Genomic DNA, 18,822 nt, shown 5'->3' on the forward strand with positions numbered 1-18,822 from the left:
AGGTGGGCGGCCGGCCGGGTGGTCCACACCCCGCCGGCTGCTGCGTTCGGCGGCACGTTCCGGCGCGGACCGGGGAGGTTCCGGTACCCGCTCGGTCCGGTGCGCGCCGCACAGGGGTTCACACCCGGTGCCCACCTGGCTACAGTCGGATTTGGGAGCGCTCCCAGTCAGTGTTCGCATCCTCGACGAGGAGGACAGCGTGGCGCTCATACCCGCCCCTGCCGGGACGCGACTGGCCCGGAAAACCCTGATCGCGCTCACCGGGGCCCTGGTGCTCATGGTGAGCCTGCTCTCCGGCGTGGCCGGCGCGCACGGCTCCACCACCGACCCGCCCTCGCGCAACTACGGCTGCTGGCAGCGCTGGGGCAGCGACTTCCAGAACCCGACCATGGCCCAGCGCGACCCCATGTGCTGGCAGGCCTGGCAGCGCGACACCAACGCCATGTGGAACTGGAACGGCCTCTACCGCGAGGGCGTCGCGGGCAACCACCAGGCCGCCATCCCGGACGGCCAGCTGTGCAGCGCGGGCCGCACCGAGAACGGCCGGTACGCCGCGATGGACGTGCCCGGCGCGTGGACGGCCGCGACCAAGCCCAGGCAGTTCACCCTCACGGTGACCGACCAGGCCAAGCACGGGGCCGACTACCTGCGCGTCTACGTCACCAAGCAGGGCTTCAACCCGCTCACCACCTCGCCGAGGTGGTCCGACCTGGAGCAGGTCGCCTCGACGGGCAGGTACGCGCCCGCGGGGACGTACCAGGTGGCGGTCAACGCCGGTTCGCGCACCGGGCGGCACATCGTCTACGTGATCTGGCAGGCCAGTCACTCCGACCAGTCGTACTACTTCTGCAACGACGTGATCTTCCAGTGAGCCCCGGCGCCCGGCGGGGGAATTGCCTTCGCCGGGTGAACAACGGCTGAACACGAGGTGACGTCAGTCCCCCGCCCGTCACCTGGGCGGGGGACTTCTCCGCGCGCCTGGGACGTGATCTGCGCCGCTTTGTCAACGATGTCATGGTTTCTCGCGGTCACGGCAGGTCAACCCGCTGGGAGCCGATCCGCCGTCCAGCCCCTCCCGGATGAGCCAGTTCGGTGCACCGTCCGGGTGATATCTGCATAATGTCCGTTTCAACGGCGTTTCTCTTCTTCGGACTGAGCGGAGGCATTGGGTGCTGGAGATCAGCGCGCTCACTTGGGCGGTCACCATCGGGCTGGTGGTGGCCCTGCTCGCGGTGGACCTCATCCTGGCAGCCGCGCGACCGCACCGCGTCCGGTTCGCCGAGGCGACGGCCTGGTCGGTGTTCTACATCGCGGTCGCGATCGCCTTCGGCGCGTGGTTCGCCTGGGCCTACGGCGGCGACGCGGGGGCGCAGTACTTCGCGGGCTACATCGTGGAGAAGAGCCTGTCGGTCGACAACCTCTTCGTCTTCGTGATCATCATGTCGACCTTCGCGGTCCCCGAGGAGCACCAGCACAAGGTGCTCACGTTCGGCATCGTGGTCGCCCTGGTCATGCGCGGCATCTTCATCGCGCTCGGCGCGACGCTGCTGTCGCTGTTCTCGTTCATGTTCCTGCTGTTCGGCCTGCTGCTCATCTACACGGGCGTGCAGCTGTTCCGGCACCGCGACGAGGACCCGGACGTCGAGAACAACATCGCGGTCAAGACCGTCCGCCGGATGCTGCCGATGACCAACGAGTACGTGGGCGGCAAGCTCACCACCAAGGTCGACGGCAAGCGCCTGGCCACGCCGCTGCTGGTGGTGCTGCTCGCGATCGGCAGCATCGACCTGCTGTTCGCGCTCGACTCCATCCCGGCGGTGTTCGGCGTGACCGACGAGGCGTTCATCGTCTTCGCCGCGAACGCGTTCGCGCTGCTCGGCCTGCGGGCGCTGTTCTTCCTGGTCAAGGGCCTGCTGGACCGCCTGGTCTACCTGTCCGCCGGCCTCGCGGTCATCCTGTGCTTCATCGGCGTGAAGCTGATCCTGCACTGGGCGCACGTGGACATCGACCCGAGCGTCCCGGAGATCCCGACCCCGCTCAGCCTCGGCGTGATCATCGGCATCCTGGTGGTCGTGACCGTGGCCAGCCTGATCAAGACCCGCAACGACCCCGACGCGAAGGCGTCGCCGGGCTCGCTCAAGGCGACGGCCGGGTCGGGCAAGGACGAGGAGTGACCGGGGCGGCCTGAGCGCCGCACCGGGGACAGGCCCCGCTCGCCCCTCCGGGGGTGGGCGGGGCCTGTCCGCGTCCTGGCGGGTGCCTTCGGCGGGACCACCCGCGTGCCGCATTGCCCCGGACCGCCGCCCGGCCGTTGAATGCGACGGCCCCGGCTTCCGGGGCGACCGCCGACGTGAGGGGTGCCGCCGATGTCCTCCCAGCTCGCGCTCGACCCGGCCAGGACCGCCGTGGTGCTGATCGAGTACCAGAACGACTTCACCAGCCAGGGGGGCGCGCTGCACGAGGCCGTCGCGCCCGTCATGGCCGACACCGGGATGCTGCCGAAGACCGTCGAGCTGGTCGACGCGGCCCGCGCGGCGGGCGCGGTGGTGATGCACACGCCCATCGCCTTCGCCGAGGGCTACCACGAGATCACCGCCACCCCGTACGGCATCCTCAAGGGCGTCGTGGACGGGAAGGCGTTCGTGCGGGGGAGCTGGGGCGCGGCGATCGTCGACGACCTCGCGCCGCGCGCGGGCGACATCGTCGTGGAGGGCAAGCGCGGGCTGGACGCGTTCGCCAGCACCAACCTGGACTTCATGCTCCGCAGCAAGGGCGTCACCGACGTCGTGCTCGGCGGGTTCCTCACGAACTGCTGCGTCGAGTCCACCATGCGCACCGCCTACGAGAGCGGCTACCGGGTGCACACGGTCACCGACTGCGTCGCCGCGACCTCCCGCGCCGAGCACGAGAACGCGATCCGCTTCGACTACCCCATGTTCTCCCTGCCGGTGGTGGCGCGCGACGTCGTCGGCGCCTGGGGGTAGGCGGGAGTTATCCCGTTTCAGGCCCCTTTGCGCGGTGCTAGCTTCTCCCCGTCATCAGCCCAGGGGCGAGGAGGCTCGCGTGACACCCGTGCAGCCGGACGCCCGGTTCGCCGCCTACCTGAGAATGCTCAAGGAGCGGAGCGGGCGCGGGTTCGACCGGCTGGGCAAGCAGGCCGGGGTCAGCGGGTCCAGTCTGCACCGGTACTGCTCCGGGGCCAGCGTGCCCGCCGACTACCGGATCGTGCACAGCTTCGCCAAGGCGTGCGGCGCCACCGGCGGGGAGCAGCGGGAGCTGCACCGGCTGTGGGCGCTGGCCGACCTGTCCAGGGGCAGCCGGGGCGAGGGCGCGGACGGCGGGGAGGGCGTTCCCGCGGTTCGCGATTCCGAAGGGAAGTCGTCCGAGGTTTTCGCCGGAATTCCGGAACCCGCTGTTCCGGAAACGCGCGCGGGGGCCTCGGGCGCCGAATCGGAAATCAGCGGGGGTGAAACTCGGAGTCCGGAGGGAAAAGCGCCGGAAACGGGGGACGCCCGCTCGGCCGGGGTTCCGCGCGGGGCCGGCGAGGCCGTGGTGGCGCCGGGCTACCCGGAGGTCATCAGCCTCGCCGGGCGAACGGGCCGCCCACCGGGGCGTCGCGTGCCCCGCCGGGTGCTCGGGCTTCTCGCGCTGGCCGTCGTGGCGCTGGTGGTGGTGTCGGCGGCGCTGTGGCCGCGCGGCGGGACCCCGGAGGTGGACGACCGGCTGCTGTTCTCCCCGGCGTGCGAGTCGGTCGTCATGGGCCAGCACGACAGCTGCGTGCGCGAGCTGCAGCAGCTGCTCGTGCGGGCGCGGGCGCGGATGTCCGTGGACGGCTCGTTCGGGCCGGAGACGCTGCGGCGGCTCACCGCGTTCCAGGTGCTCGCCGGGCTGGAGCCCAGGGGAGTGGTCGACGCGGGGACCAGGGAGGCGCTCTACGCGGGGCGGGTGGACATGTCCACGTGGACGCCGGAGCGGGTGGAGCGGCGGGTGCGCGAGGTGTTCGCGCTGGAGCCCGACGCGGCCGTGGCGATCGCCCGCTGCACCTCGTTCCTCGACCCGCTGTGGGTGCTGCCGAACACCAACGGCAGCCGCAACTGGGGGGTCTTCCAGATCTCGGACGGGCGGCTGCGCGAGCTGGGCGGCTCCCCGCTGGTGGCGTTCGACCCGGAGTGGAACATCCAGGCCGCGCACCGGCTGTACGCGGCGCGCGGCGACTTCGGCGACTGGCGGGCGTGCCAGGCGGCGCTGCAGTAGGCGCCGGGGGCGCCCGTGCCTCAGCGCCCGTCCTCAGCGCCCGGCGTGGAGCTGCGCCGAGCCCTGCCAGGTCCGGTCGGCCGGGGCGGGTCTTCCGCTGCTGCTCATGGGGGTCCTCCCGATCTTCGCCTGCGCTGACCGGGTCACCTTCGCACGGTGGCGCGGGAGGCGGCGCCGACCGGCGGCAGGCTGGGACGCTGGGACGTTCCCGGTGCCCTCACCTGCGAGAACACCGCTCGGGTGGGACGAGCGCGGGACGCCGGGACGCCGGGGGCCGCCGGAGATCCGACCCCGGTCACCCGATCCCGGACGGGGCACACCCCGGAGCCGGGCGCGCTGTCGCCCGTCACCCGCCGTGGTGGTGGTCCGGCTGGCCGGGTGGAGGGGCCGCGCCGACGGGTGGCGCGACGCCCCCACGCGCGGTTTTGCGGACCTCGTCGCCCCCGACGTCCCTAACTTCCTCGGTGACGCCGGGCGCTTCCCGGCCAGGACCACCTTGGAGGACGCGTGCTGTCAAGCCTCACCAGAGCGCTGCTCAGGGCCACCGCCACCACCCTCGCGGCGGGCCTGCTCGCCAGCCTGCCCGTCGCACCCGCGCACGCCCAGATCACCCACCCGGTCCCGACCGACCTGACCGGCGCGGCGCGCGGCGCGGCGCCGTCCGGCCTGCTCGGCGCGGGCGTGCTGCGCACCGAGCACGCCACCCCCCTGGTGGCCGCGCCCGGCCGCGACCACGGGGGAGGCGCGGCCCGCGCGTACCGGCCGGTCTGACCCGCCGCTCCCGCGGCCCGCGCCCCACGGGGCGCGGGCCGCTCAGGCGACGTGCCGGGCCGTGGGGCGCAGCGGGCGGGGGCCGCGCCCGCCGTCCGGCCTGCCGCCGCGCTCGCCGGGTTCGTCGTCCGACCGGCCGCGCTCGTCGTCCTCCGCCCCCGCGCGCCCGCCGGGCGGGGCCGAGTCGCGGTGGGCGCGGTCGACCAGGTGCAGCAGGACCAGCCCGGCCACCGCGGGCAGGTGGGTCGCGACCCGTTCGAGGGTCGCCACGCCGGTGGCCAGGTCGTAGGCCGAGAACGCCGCCAGCACCGCCACGAACCCGCCCAGCGCGGGCAGCAGCGCCCCCACCCTGGCCTCCCGCAGCGCCGCCACGAGCAGCCCGACGCCGAGCGCCAGGTTCCACGCCGCGCTCTCCGTGAACAGGTGCCCCGAGCCCGCGTGCCCGTCCGCCCCGCCGCCGAGCAGCTGCGCGAGCCCGAGCCACAGCTGCACGAGCGCCACCCCGGCCAACCCGGTCCGCTGCCACACCGCCACCCGGCGCGGCGGCGCGTCGGCGAGCACCGACCCGACCAGGTCCGGGGACGCCTCGGCGGGCCGCACCCGCAACGCCCTGGTCAGCGCCTGCGCCCGCGCCTGCCACCGCGCGCACTCCGCGCACCCCGCCAGGTGCGCGTCCACCTCGGCGGCGGCCACGTGCTCGACTTCCCCGTCCATCCGGGCCGACAGGGCTTCACGGCAGGTTTCGCACACCACCCCCACATCGTCCCCGCCCCGAGCCGTCCTGCCCACCCGTCCCCGCCAAGAACACACGCCACCCACCCGGCGCGCCCCCACCCTCGCGCCCGGCCGCGCCAACCCCCGACGTGGTGACCCCGCGCCCCCTCCCGTCACCCGCCCGTGCGACCCACCCGCACGGGCGTCGGGCGGCAGGTGTGGCCCCTTCGTGCGAGATCGTCACCCTCCGCCCACCGCGCCCCCGCCACGATTTCCCCCTACCGAGCGATAAATCCCCAATTTCCTCACCCGTTCAGGAGAACAGCACCCCACTAATCGCGAATCCCCCCATGGTGGCCATCCCAGGCCGCGGAAGATCAGCGCATTTAGCCTCTCGACAACACGGGCGTCAATGGAGGACATGAATGTCGCACCAGCCAGCAGCCCCGACACCGACACAGGCACGGCGTCCGGGTCTAGTCCTGTTGGTGGCCACCCTGATCGCGGCGCTGGTGCCGTTCGTGACCGCCGACCCCGCCGAAGCGCTCATCCGCTCGCCGTTCACCACCTCCTACGGCACGGACGACACCGGTGGCATCGCGCTCATCGGCGCGTCCTCCATGGACTGCCCCACCGCGACCTCCGGGTGCGCCGCCGCGCGCAGCGGCAGCGGCAGCGGCGCGGCGCTGAACAACAACACGTACCTGATGAACTTCGTCGACGTGGACTCCGACCCGTCCACGTCGAACTCCTCCACGGCCACGCTCGCGATGCCCGCGGGCTCCACCGTCCTCTACGCGAAGCTGGTCTGGGGCGGCCGGACCGTGCCCGGCAGCGGCACCGCGCCCACCAAGGCCCTGGAGACGGTCAAGTTCAAGACCCCCGGAGCCACCGCCTACACCACGGTGACCGGCGCGCTCACCCAGCCCGCCGCCCTGGTCGCCAGCGGCGACAACGGCCCCTACCAGGCCTCCCTCGACGTCACCGCCCAGGTCGCGGCGGGCGGCAACGGCGCCTACACCGTCGCCGACATCGGCGCCGCCTTCAACGCGCTCGACCGCTACGCGGGCTGGTCCCTGGTCGTCGCCTACCGCAACCCGGCCCTGCCGATGCGGAACCTGCGCGTGTTCGAGGGCTTCGCCGACGTCAACTCGGCCGCCCTCAACAACACCCTCGACATCCCGCTCACCGGCTTCCTCACCCCGCCCACCGGCACGGTCAACGCCTCGGTGGGCTTCGTGGCGTGGGAGGGCGACCTCGGCACCACCGGCGACGCGCTGCGCCTCGCGGGCACCACGCTCAGCGACGCCACCCGCCCGGCCAACAACTTCTTCGACTCCCGCATCACCGAGGCGGGCGCCGACCAGACCGGCCGCAACCCCGGCTACCTCAACAACTTCGGCGTCGACATCGGCAGCGTCGCCACCACGAACATCATCCCCAACGGCGCGACGTCGACCACGATCAACCTGACCACCGGCGGTGACGCCTACTACCCCGGCATCGTCACCAGCCAGATCGACCTCTACACCCCGCAGTTCAACTCCATCAGCAAGACCGCGACCAACCTCAACGGCAACAACCCGGCCCAGCCCGGCGACGTCATCGAGTACCGGCTGAACTTCACCAACTCCGGCGCGGACTACGCCGACTCGGCCGTCGTGCGCGACGTCGTCCCCTCGGGCCTGACCTACGTCCCCGGCAGCACCACCATCGTCACCGACCCGAGCGGTCGCACCGGACCGGTCACCGACGCGACCGGCGACGACGTCGGTGACTACACGGCCTCCGATCGAACGGTGCGGGTGCGGGTGGGAACGGGGGCGACCGCCACGTCAGGCGGATCGGTCGCCCCCGGCACCAGTTCCGTCGTCCGCTTCCGCGCCACGGTCAACCGCTCCGCCGCGGGCACCACGATCATCAACACCCCCCTGCTCGACTACACCGCCCGCGTCCTCAGCCGCGCCTTCACCTTCGCGGGCACCCCGGCCGTCACGCCCGTGCAGGCGCTGGCCGACCTCGGCATCACCAAGACCGTCGCCACGCCCACCCAGAACTCCGGCGGCACGGCCAACTACACCCTGAACGTCGGCAACGCGGGCCCGAACGACGCGAGCACCGTCGTCGTCACCGACACCCTCCCGTCCGGCGCGACCTTCAACTCGGCCACCACCCCGGCGGGCACCACCTGCTCGGCGGCGGGCCAGGTCGTCACCTGCACCACGCCCACCCTCGCCAACGGCGCGAGCCTGACCATCGGCCTGGTCGCGAACCTCGACCCGGCGATCCAGTCGGCCGTCGCGGTCAACTCGGCGCGGGTCAGCGCCGCCACCGCCGACGACTCGCAGGTCAACAACACCGCGACCGCGTCGAGCACGATCACCAGCCTGGCCGACCTGAGGGTGGGCCTGTCCCTGGCGCCGCCGTCCGCGCTGCCCGGTGGCCGCGCCATCGCGACGATCACCGCCACCAACGCGGGTCCGTCCACGGCCAGCGGCACGACGCTGAGCACCCAGCTGCCCGACGGCACCCGCTTCGTCTCCTCCAGCACCTGCACCGCCAACGGCAACCTGGTGACCTGCCCGCGCGGCACCCTCGCGCCCGGCGCCCAGGTCAGCTCGGACATCGTCCTCGCGCTCGCGTCCAGCTACACCGGCAGCTCGTTGACCATGACGGCCACCGGCAGCTCCACCACCGCCGAGGCGAACCCGGCCGACAACAGCGCCACCGCGTCCGTGCCGGTCGCGCCGCTGGCCAACATCAGCACCACGGTCGCCGCCGACGACCCGAACCCGGTCGCGGGCGCCACCACCGGCTACACCGTCACCCTGCTGAACTCCGGCCCCTCCGACGCGCAGAACGTCACCGTGACGATTCCGGCCGTTCCGGGGACGACGTTCGTCAGCGCCTCCCCGCAGTCCGGCAGCTGCACGATCACCGCGGGCACCGTGACCTGCAACTTCGGCGTGCTGCCCGCGGGTGGTGAGAACGTGGTCATGCTCTGGCTCGCCATCGACCCCTCCGAACCCGCGGGCCCGCTGAGCGTCACGGCGAACGCCGCGACCACCACCAACCAGGAGACCACCGACGACGACACCGACACCGCCACCACCACGGTGCAGCGGGTCGCCGACCTCGGCGTCGCCCTGGCCGCCACCCCGCAGCCGATCGTCGCGGGCCAGCCGGTCACCTACACCGCCACCATCACCAACCGGGGCCCCTCCGCCGCCGGTGGCGCGACCCTGACCGACTCGCTGCCCGCAGGTCTGACCCCGACCGCCGCCACCGCGTCCTCGGGCACCTGCGCCATCACCGGCCAGAACGTCTCCTGCGATTTGGGCGAGATCCCGGCGGGCGGCACCGCCACCGTCCAGATCACCGCCAGCACGCCGGGCGTCGTCCCGGCGGGCGGCTTCGCCAACTCGGTCACGGTCGCCTCCAGCAGCACCGACCCGAACACGGCCGACAACACCGCGGGCTACAACGCCTCGGTCACCGCGCAGGCCGACGTCCAGGTCACCGGCGAGGCCCAGCCCGCCAGCGTCACCACCGGCCAGAACCTCACCTACCGGTTCACCGCCAGGAACAACGGCCCGTCCACCTCGACCGGCATCGTGCTCACCCCGAGCCTGCCCGCCGGGTTCACCACCACCTCCGCCACCAGCACCCAGGGCGCCTGCGCCACCGACGCGGGCGGCGTGCTGCGCTGCGCGATCGGCACCCTCGCGGGCGGCGCGAGCGCCGACGTCACCCTGCAGGTCGCCATCCCGGCCAACCAGGACCCCGGCACGGAGACGGTGAGCGCGACCGCCACCGCCACCACCCCGGACCCGACCGCCTCCAACAACACCGCCTCCATCACCACCACGGTCACCACCCAGGCGGACGTGCGGCTGACCGGTGGCGACTTCACCACCCCGCTCATCGCGGGCCAGTCGTTCTCCCGCTCGATCAGCATCACCAACGCGGGCCCGTCCGACGCCCGCGACACCGTCCTCGTCGCCGACCTGCCCACCGGGGTCGCCGACCTGGCCGCCACGGTCAACGGCGTCCCCTGCACCGTGCAGGGCACCCGCATCACCTGCCCGGTGGGCACGCTCGCGCCCGGCGCCTCGGCGACCGCGACGGCCACCGGCCGGATCGTGCCCTCCAGCCCACCGGGCGACCGGCAGGTCACCGTCACCGCCAGCTCCGCCACCAGCGACCCGACCCCGGCCAACAACACGATCACGCGCACCACGCAGGTCACCGCGCAGGCCGACCTGTCGCTGACCCAGCAGGTCGACACCTCGCCGCTGGTCGCAGGCTCCCGCGCCACGTACACCACCACGATCAGCAACGCGGGCCCGTCCGACGCGCGCGGCGTGCTGCTGAGCAGCCAGTTCCCCGCTCCGCTGACCGTGATCTCGGCCAGCACCTCCCTCGGCTCGTGCAGCACCGCCGACGGCGGCGTGGACTGCTCGATCGACCAGCTCGCCGCGGGTTCCACCGCGACGGTCACGGTGGTCGTGCAGGTCGCCCCGGACGCCACCGGCACCGCGAGCACCAACGCCACCCTCACCGCGAGCACCCCCGACCCGACCCCGGCCGGGAGCAGCACCGCGCTCGACACCCCCGTCACCCAGGTCGCCGACCTGGTCGTGACCGGCAACCAGTCGGCCGACCCGGTCCGCGCGGGCACCGCCCAGACCTACTCCGTCACCATCACCAACACCGGCCCGTCCCGCTCCGCCGGGGCGACCCTCACCGAGACGCTGCCCGACGGCCTCACCCTGCTGCCCGGCGGCGTGCAGGCCCAGCGCGGCACCTGCACCACCAGCGCGGACGGCCGCACCGTCGACTGCGCGCTCGGCGCCCTGGAGCCCGGCGAGGCCGTCACGGTCGTGCTGACCGCCCAGGTCCCGCCGACCACCCCGGCGGGCACCGCGCTCGTGCTCGTCGCGCAGGCGGGCAGCGCCGAGGCCGACCCGTCGCCGGACAACCGCCGCCTGGAGCTGGCCTCCACGACCAGCTCGCAGGCCGACCTGACCACCACCGTGTCCGCCTCCTCCAGCAACGCGGAGGCGGGCGTGCAGCAGACCTACCTGGTGCAGGTCTCCAACGCGGGCCCGTCGACCGCGCTCGGCGCGAGCGTGTCCGACCAGCTCCCCGCCGGGGCCACCGTCACCGGCGTCACCACCACGGCGGGCGCCTGCACCAGCGGCGCCTCCTCGGTGGACTGCGCCCTGGGCGACCTCGCCCCCGGCGCCAGCGCGACCGTGCAGATCACCGTCCTGCTCGCCCAGGACCTGTCCGGCTCGCTCACCAACACCGTGACCAGCACCTCCTCGGTGCCGGACGGCAACACCGCGGACAACACCGCGTCCACCACCCAGAACGTCACCGCCAGCTCCGACCTGTCCGCCACCGCCTCCGTGGTGTCCGGCGCCGTGGTCGCGGGCAGCCCGGTGACCTACCGGGTGGGCGCGACTAACAACGGCCCGGCGCTGGCCAGGCAGGTGCTGCTGGCCGACCCGATCCCGAGCGGCCTGGTCTTCGTCTCGGCCGCGCCCACCTCGGGCGGGACCTGCCAGGTCGTGTCCGGCGTCGTCGACTGCACCTGGCCGCAGCTCGCGGTCGGCGAGTCGGTGTCCGCGGACCTCACCTTCACCGTCGACAGCACCACCCCGGCGGGCACCAGCGTCACCAACACCGTGCGCGCCTCCTCGCCCCAGCCCGACCCGTCGCCCGGCAACGACACCGCCACGGCGGGCAGCACCTCCGGCGCGGTCGCCGACGTCTCGCTCAGCACCGTGCTGATCTCCGGCGCGCCGGTCGCGGGCGGCAGGCTGACCTGGCAGACCACGATCCGCAACACCGGCCCGTCCAGCGCGCCCGACGTGGTGCTGAGCAACCCGGCGCCCTCCGGCGTCACGCTCGACGGCGGCCAGACCACTGCGGGCGCCTGCACCGTCGCCGACGGCGCGATCAGCTGCCCGGTCGGCGCGATCCCGGCGGGCGGCAGCGTCATCGTCACCACCACCGGCGTGCTGGCGGCCGACTTCACCGGCAGCGCGGTCACCACCACGATCACCGCCGTCGCCAACGGCGCGTCCGACCCGAACCCCGGCGACAACACCACGTCCACCACGACCGACGCGAACACCAGCGCCGACCTGGCCGTGGCCGTCACACCGGGCCAGGCGACCGTCGTGCCCGGCCAGACCGCCACCTGGGCGGTCGCCGCCACCAACTCCGGCCCGTCCACCTCGCGCGGCGTCGTGGTCACCCAGACCTTCCCGGCCGGGGTCGTGCCGCAGGCGAGCGCGGGCTGCACCGTCTCCGGCGACAGCGTCAGCTGCGACCTCGGCGACGTCGCGCCCGGCCAGACCGCCACGGCGACCATCACCGCGCTGGTCACCAGCGGCTACACCACCCCGTCGGTGCGCACCACCGCCACCGCGTTCTCGTCCACCGCCGACCCGGCGCAGGGCGACAACACCACCACCTCCGACAGCGCCAGCGCGCCCACCAGCGACCTCGGCGTCACCGTGACCCCGCCCGCGAGCACCACGGCGGGCGAGCAGGCCACCTGGACGGTCACCGCGACCTCGTCCGGCCCCTCGGACGCGCAGGGCGTCGTGGTCACCGCCGACGTCCCGGCCTCGCTGCAGGACGTCACCGCGACCTGGCCCGGTGGCGCCTGCACCATCTCCGGCGGCACCGCGACCTGCCCGATCGGCGCGGTTCCCGCAGGCCAGTCGGTGCCGGTGACCATCACCGGCCTGGTCTCGCCGTCCAACACCACCCCGGTCGACGTGGCGGCCTCGGTCACCGCGCAGACCCCCGACCAGGACACCGCGAACAACTCCAACGGCAGCTCGGTCGCCTCGGTCAGCTCCGCCGACCTCCAGTCCGAGCTGACCGCGCCCACCGCGCTCACCCCCGGCCAGCAGGCCACGTGGACGCTCCAGGTGCGCAACCTCGGCCCGTCCGACGCGACCGGCGCCGAGGCGAGCTTCACCCTGCCGGACGGCGTCGGCGGCATCACCGCCACCGGCCCCGGAGGACCCTGCGCCATCACGGGTCAGCAGGTGACCTGCCCCGTCGGCACCCTCGCCGACGGCCAGACCGCCACCGCCACGGTGACCGGCACCCTGGCCGCCGACTCCACCGCCACCACCCTGGACACCACGGCGGGCATCACCTCGCCCACCAACGACCCGGACAACTCCAACAGCACCGCCACCGCCACCAGCCAGGTGACGCCCAGCGGCGACCTGTCGGTGGCCGCCTCGGTCACCTCGGGCGTGCCCGTCGCGGGCGCCCCGATCGAGATCGTCGTGGACGTCACCAGCCGGGGCCCGTCCGACGCGCGCGGCGTCGTCCTCACCGACGTGCTGCCCGAGTCGATCACCGGCGCCACCGCCACCACCCCGCAGGGGACCTGCGTCATCACCGGCCGGGACCTGCGCTGCGAGCTCGGGGACATCCCGGCCGGGGCGCCCACCGTCACGGTGACCGTGCGCGGCACCCTCGCGCTCGACGCGGGTGACAGCGTCACCAACACCGCCGCCGTCACCAGCGACACCCCCGACCCGGACCTCGGCGACAACAGCTCGACGGTGACCTCCTCGGCGACGACCTCGTCGAACCTCTCGGTCACCGCCGACGCCCCCGGCGACGCGGTCGCGGGCCAGCCGCTGAGCTACACCGTCACCATCACCAACGCGGGCCCCTCGGTGGCGACCGGCGTCCGGCTCGAAGGCGTGGTGCCCCCGCAGGTGCTCGGCGCCTCCACCGACCGGCCCGACTGCCCGTCGCCGACCGACTGCGCCCTGCCGGACCTCGCGCCCGGCGAGTCGGTCACGGTCACGATCTCCGGCACCGTCGACCCGGCCTACACCGGCGCGCCGCTGACCATGCGCAGCACCGTCACCAGCACCTCCGGCGACCCGGACAGCCGCGACAACTCCGTCGTGACCACCATCGGCGTCGGCAGCACCGCCGACCTGTCGGTGACCTTCGACGCCGACCCGCAGCCGCTCGTGCCCGGCACGAACGCCCTGTACACGGCCACCGTCACCAGCGCGGGCCCGTCGGCCGCCACCGGAACGCTCACCTTCGACCCGCTGCCCGCGGGCATCACCCTCAACGGCAGCCCCAGCACCGACCGGGGCACCTGCTCGGTCGTCGGCGGTCGCGTGGTCTGCGACCTCGGCTCCCTGCCGCCGGGCAGCACCACCACCGTCCGGCTCCCGGTCAGCGTCGCCCCGTCCTACAGCGGCGACACCGCCAGCCTCGGCGTCACCCTGCAGGGCTCGGCGAACGACCCCAACCCGGCGGACAACACCGCCACCTCCACCGCGGGCGTCTCCGGCTCCGCCGACCTCTCGCTGACCGCGACCGCCCCGGCCTCGGTCACCCCCGGCGTCCCGGCGACCTGGACCTACACCGCCACCAACACCGGCCCGTCCGACGCGCCCGCCACCCTCGAGCTCACCGTCCCGGCGAGCCTCGGCCAGATCGTGGCGACCCCGTCGCAGGGCTCCTGCACGATCGTCTCCGGCGAGATCACCTGCGACCTGGGGTCCGTGACCTCCGGCGCGCCGGTGACCGTGTCCATCACGGGCGTGCTCGACGAGAGCAGCACCGACCCGTCGGTGACCGTCTCCGCCGCGCTCGACTCGCCGGTCGCCGAACCCGCCGGTGGCAGCGCCGACGACGGCCGCTCCACCACCAGCACCGCCCAGGTGGTGCCCGGAGCGGACGTCTCGGTCAGCGTCATCGCCACCGACGACTCCATCGTGCCCGGCCTGCCCGCGAACTTCGCGGTCGTGGTCACCAACTCCGGCCCGTCCACCGCGCGCGACGTCGTGGTCGAGCTGCTCCTGCCGGCCGGGGCCACCGACGTGGTGGTCGACGCGCCGCCGGGCGTGACCTGCACCGGGGCCCGCTGCACCATCGCCGAGCTGGCCGCGGGCGAGTCCGCGTCGCTGCTCTACACCGCGACCATGCCCGCGGACCTGACGGAGGGCTCGCTCGACACCAGGGCCACCGTCACCTCCGCCACCGGCGACGCCGACCAGGGCGACAACACCGGCTCGTTCACCAGCCCGGTCGGCGCGCGCGCCAACCTCGGCCTGGAGTTCGCGGTGCCGCAGCTCTCGGCCGGTGAGACCTCGGAGGCCACCGCCACCATCACCAACGACGGCCCGTCCTACGCGGGCGACGTGGTGTTCTCGATGGCCATCCCGCAGGACGCGCAGGTCACGCCGCTCGACGTGCCCGCCGAGTTCACCTGCGACACCACCGCCGACAACGTCACCTGCACCGCCCCCAGGCTGCGCGTCGGCCGGTTCGCGCTCCGCTTCGCGGTGGCCGTCCCGTCCACCACGACCGCCGACCAGCTCCAGCTGACCGGCTCGGTGTCCTCGTCCGCCGAGGACCTCGACCTGTCCGACAACAGCGCGTCCGGCGGCTCGACCGTGACCCGCGAGGCGAACCTGTCCTCGCAGGTCGTGATCACCCCGGACGTGCTCGTCGCGGGCACCGACGTGGAGATCTCCGCGTCGTTCGCCAACGACGGCCCGTCCGACGCGGCGGGCGTGGTGTTCAGCCTGCCGGTGCCCGTCGGCATGGAGGTCGTGACCGTCATCGCGCCGCAGGGCGTCGAGTGCGACACCTCGCTGCGCTGCTCGGTCACCTCGCTGCCCGCCGGGCAGAGCGTGGAGGTGCGGGCGACCGTCCGGATCACCCCGGCGTTCACCGCCGACGCGGCCGACTTCACCGCGACGACCACCTCCGACACCACCGACCCGGACACCGCCGACAACACCACCACCGTCACCAGGACCGTGCTGCGCGCGGCCGACGTCAGCGCCTCCGTCGCGGTCACCCCGGACGTCCTCGTCGCTGGCGGCCCGGTGCAGGTCCGCGCGGTCGTGCGCAACACCGGCCCGGCCACCGCGTTCGCCGCCACCCTGGCCCTGCCGCTGCCCGCCGCGTTCACGGACGTGCGGGTCACCGGCGCGGGCTGCGACACCACCGTCGCCTGCGCCCTCGGCGACCTCGCCGCGGGGGCGGAGGTCGAGGTGGTGATCGACGCGGTGCTGGCCGCCGACTACGCGGGCGCGCTGGAGTTCACCGCCACCGCCGGGACCTCGGCCGAGGACCCGGACCCCGGCAACAACGCCGCCACGTTCCTCAGCGCGGCGGGCGCCAGCGCCGACGTCCAGATCCGGGGCAGCGCCCCGGTGACCGGCACGGCGGGCGAGCAGGTGACCTGGTCCTACACGGTCACCAACGAGGGCCCGTCCCAGGTCGCCGACCTGCTCGTGGTCGACACCCTGCCCGCCGGGGTCACCTTCGTGTCCGCCAGCGCGGGCTGCGCGTTCGACAGCGGGATCGTCCGCTGCGACCTGGGCGTCCTGCCCTCGACGCAGAGCGTCTCGCTGGCCATCACCGCGCTGATCGACCCGGACTTCAGCGGCCCGCTGGTCAACACCACCGTGGTCGACTCGTCCGCGAGCGACCCCGACCCCGACAGCAACACCGTCACCACCACCACCTACGTGGGCGTGGGCGCCGACCTGGGCGTCACCCAGGTGCTGGCCCCGCAGCCGGTCATCCCCGGCCAGGAGGCGTTCCTCACCTTCACGGTCACCAACGACGGCCCGTCGGCGGCCCCGCTGGCGCAGCTCACCAACTCGTTCGAGGAGGGCCTCACCCCGGTCCGCTTCACCACCGACCGAGGCGACTGCGCGATCAACGGCCAGGTCCTGACCTGCGACTTCGGCACCCTCGCCCCCGGTGACCAGGTGACCGTGCAGGCCGTGGTCCTGGTGTCCCCGGAGTTCGCGCCGGAGACGGTCAGCAACACCGTGTCGATCTCCTCGGCCGTGGCGGACCCCAACCAGGCCAACAACACCGCCTCGATCGTCGGCTCGTCGGCGGCCGACGCGGACCTGAGCGTGGTCAGCACGCCCAGCGCCACCGAGGTCGTCGCGGGCGACAAGCTCGACTGGATCATCGTCGTCACCAACGACGGCCCGTCCACCGCGCGCGGCATCGTCCTGACCGACCTGATCCCGGACGGCGTCGAACTGCTGTCCACACCCGCGGGCTGCACGCTCACCGGGTCCCGGCTCGACTGCGCCCTGCCGAACCTGTCGGCCAGCGACGTGGCGTCCGTGGTCGTGGAGACCAGGGTCAGGGCGAGCACGACGGCCCAGGTCTCGAACACCGCGTCGGTCACCTCCAGCACCCCGGAGATCGACCCGGAGGACAACCTGGCGACGTCCACGGTCGCGGTCCGCACCTCGGCCGCCCTGTCCGTGACGGCGGCCCCCGAGGGCCAGCTGGTCGCGGGCGCCGAGTCGGTCTGGAACGTCGAGGTGTCCAACGCGGGCCCGTCCGACGCGCTCGACGTGGTCCTCGTGCAGCGCCTGCCCGAGGGCGCGGTCTTCGTCTCCGGCGAGGGCTGCACCGCCGCCGACGGCGTGGTCACCTGCCGGCTCGGCACCCTGGCGGCGGGCGCGAAGCGGGCCCTGCGCCTGGTGATCAGGCTGGCCCCGGCCACGACCGGCGACACGGCGTCGACGGCCCTCGCGGTCAGCTCGGCGACGTCCGACCCGGTGGTGGAGGACAACGAGGTCACCGCCTCCGCGCCCCTCACGCGGGTCACCGACGTCAAGATCACCAAGGTGGTGGACAAGGCCCAGGCCACGGCGGGCGAGACCGTCACCTGGACCATCAAGGTGACCAACGGCGGCCCGTCCACCGCGACCGACGTGGTGGTGACCGAGCAGCTGCCCAGCGGCTACACCTTCACCGCGACCAGCGCGAGCAAGGGCGTGTTCAACGCGTCCTCGGGCCGCTGGGACGTCGGAACCGTGGCGCCCGGCGAGGAGCCGACCCTGGTGGTCAGCGCCGTCCTCCCCGTCACCGGCCAGGTCACCAACACCGCCACCGTGGTCTCCGGCGGCGAGGAGCCCGGCGAGGAACCCACCACCCCGACCACCCCGACCACACCCGCTCCCACCACCCCGACCCCGTCCCAGCCGGACGACACCGCGTCCGTCACCACCGACGTCCAGGCCGCGGAACCCGAGCTCCCGCCCCTGGCGTGGACCGGTTTCGACATCCAGGGGGTCCTCCTCCTGGGCGTGGTCCTCACCGGCGTGGGCGTCCTGATGGTCCGAAAGCGCGCGAACGACTAGCCGGACCCAGCTCCACCGGCGACGGGGCGGCCACACCTTCGGGTGAGCCGCCCCGTTCCCGTCCCAGCACCCCCCGTTTTTGTCAGACCCCGGTGGTGCACTTGCCCCAGGAGATCGAGAAGGGGGTCCGGATGCTGGTGGCAGGGGGAGCGGTGCTGACGAACGAGGAGTTCTACGAGTCGGTGGGCCGCGCGGCCAGGGGCGTGGAGCGCTCGCTGGAGGAGTACCTGCGAGCACTCTGGCACCTGGCAACCGCAGAACGCACCCGCCCGGACCTGCCAGCGGAGGTGGCCCTGTCCCTCCTGGTCAACGCCACAACCGCCCCAGCCCCACCCTTCGACCCGTCCTGGCGCACCGCGGACCTGTCGGTGGGGGAGGGGACGGGCGAGTTCGAGGTGTGGGAGCGCGTGGTCCAGTCGCAGGTGGCGGACCTGCACGACCTGGCGGAGGGCCCGGAGCTCTACTACCCGGAGCTGGGAGTGGACGCCCCAAGACCCCGGAACTGCAAACGCGCAACGGGCCCACGCTGGTACAACCACCGCGTGGCGAGCTACCTGGAGTGCGCAATCGCGGGCGCCCTGGGCGGCTGGGCCCTGGGGGCGGAAACCCGAGCCCAGGTGACCGGCCCGGTGGTCCCGCTGCACCCGGAACCCGAGGGCGTGGTGGGGATGACGGTCTTGTCCTGGCTGGACCTGACGGAGGTTTTGGTGTGCGGCCAGGAGTACGAGTAACCGCCGGAGGAGGCGGAGAGGCAAGCAACCGGTTGGGGAGGCGGGATGAGGCGGGCAACCGGCTGGGGAGCTGGGTCGGGCGGGCAACCGGCTGGGGAGGCGAGCAGCCAGCTGGAGAGCCGGGTCGGGCGGGCAACCGGCTGGGGAGGCGG

General features: G+C 73.6%; 8 protein-coding genes. 7 read left to right on the top strand and 1 reads right to left on the bottom strand.

All coding sequences use genetic code 11. The features are described 5' to 3' along the window. Positions 1-199 precede the first annotated feature (199 nt). The 5 genes from CNX65_RS12545 to CNX65_RS12565 all read left to right on the top strand — a co-directional run bounded on the left by CNX65_RS12545 (position 200) and on the right by CNX65_RS12565 (position 5,025). The gene (locus tag CNX65_RS12545) at positions 200-871 is read left to right on the top strand and encodes a lytic polysaccharide monooxygenase auxiliary activity family 9 protein (RefSeq protein ID WP_015801304.1); all 672 of its coding nucleotides are present in this window, start codon (positions 200-202) and stop codon (positions 869-871) included. A 298-nt stretch (positions 872-1,169) separates the two neighbouring features. After that, complete coding sequence (locus CNX65_RS12550) at positions 1,170-2,174, top strand: TerC family protein (protein ID WP_096492943.1); 1,005 nt, start codon at positions 1,170-1,172, stop codon at positions 2,172-2,174. 192 nt (positions 2,175-2,366) lie between these two features. Further along, positions 2,367-2,984: a cysteine hydrolase family protein gene (locus CNX65_RS12555; protein WP_096492944.1), complete on the top strand. Its 618-nt coding sequence runs from the start codon at positions 2,367-2,369 to the stop codon at positions 2,982-2,984. Between the two features lie 79 nt (positions 2,985-3,063). Further along, a complete protein-coding gene (locus CNX65_RS12560) occupies positions 3,064-4,254 on the top strand; it encodes a helix-turn-helix domain-containing protein (protein WP_096492945.1) in 1,191 nt (396 codons plus the stop codon). Positions 4,255-4,761: 507 nt separating this feature from the next. Further along, entirely contained in the window at positions 4,762-5,025 is a 264-nt protein-coding gene (locus tag CNX65_RS12565) for a hypothetical protein (protein WP_096492946.1), read from the top strand. A 42-nt stretch (positions 5,026-5,067) separates the two neighbouring features. Here CNX65_RS12565 and CNX65_RS12570 read toward each other — a convergent pair whose 3' ends face one another. After that, positions 5,068-5,835, bottom strand: a complete 768-nt coding sequence (locus CNX65_RS12570; protein WP_332553116.1) for a zf-HC2 domain-containing protein — start codon at positions 5,833-5,835, stop codon at positions 5,068-5,070. Positions 5,836-6,227: 392 nt separating this feature from the next. Between CNX65_RS12570 and CNX65_RS12575 the strand changes: the two genes are divergently transcribed. Together CNX65_RS12575 and CNX65_RS37775 are read left to right on the top strand one after the other, a co-directional pair. Continuing rightward, positions 6,228-17,939: a DUF11 domain-containing protein gene (locus CNX65_RS12575; RefSeq protein ID WP_157767611.1), complete on the top strand. Its 11,712-nt coding sequence runs from the start codon at positions 6,228-6,230 to the stop codon at positions 17,937-17,939. A 95-nt stretch (positions 17,940-18,034) separates the two neighbouring features. Continuing rightward, positions 18,035-18,670 (top strand): hypothetical protein, encoded by a 636-nt coding sequence (locus tag CNX65_RS37775; RefSeq protein ID WP_096492948.1) that lies wholly within the window; start codon positions 18,035-18,037, stop codon positions 18,668-18,670. The last annotated feature ends 152 nt before the right edge of the window (positions 18,671-18,822 follow it).

The sequence above is a fragment of the Actinosynnema pretiosum genome, assembly GCF_002354875.1.
Taxonomy (GTDB): domain Bacteria; phylum Actinomycetota; class Actinomycetes; order Mycobacteriales; family Pseudonocardiaceae; genus Actinosynnema; species Actinosynnema auranticum.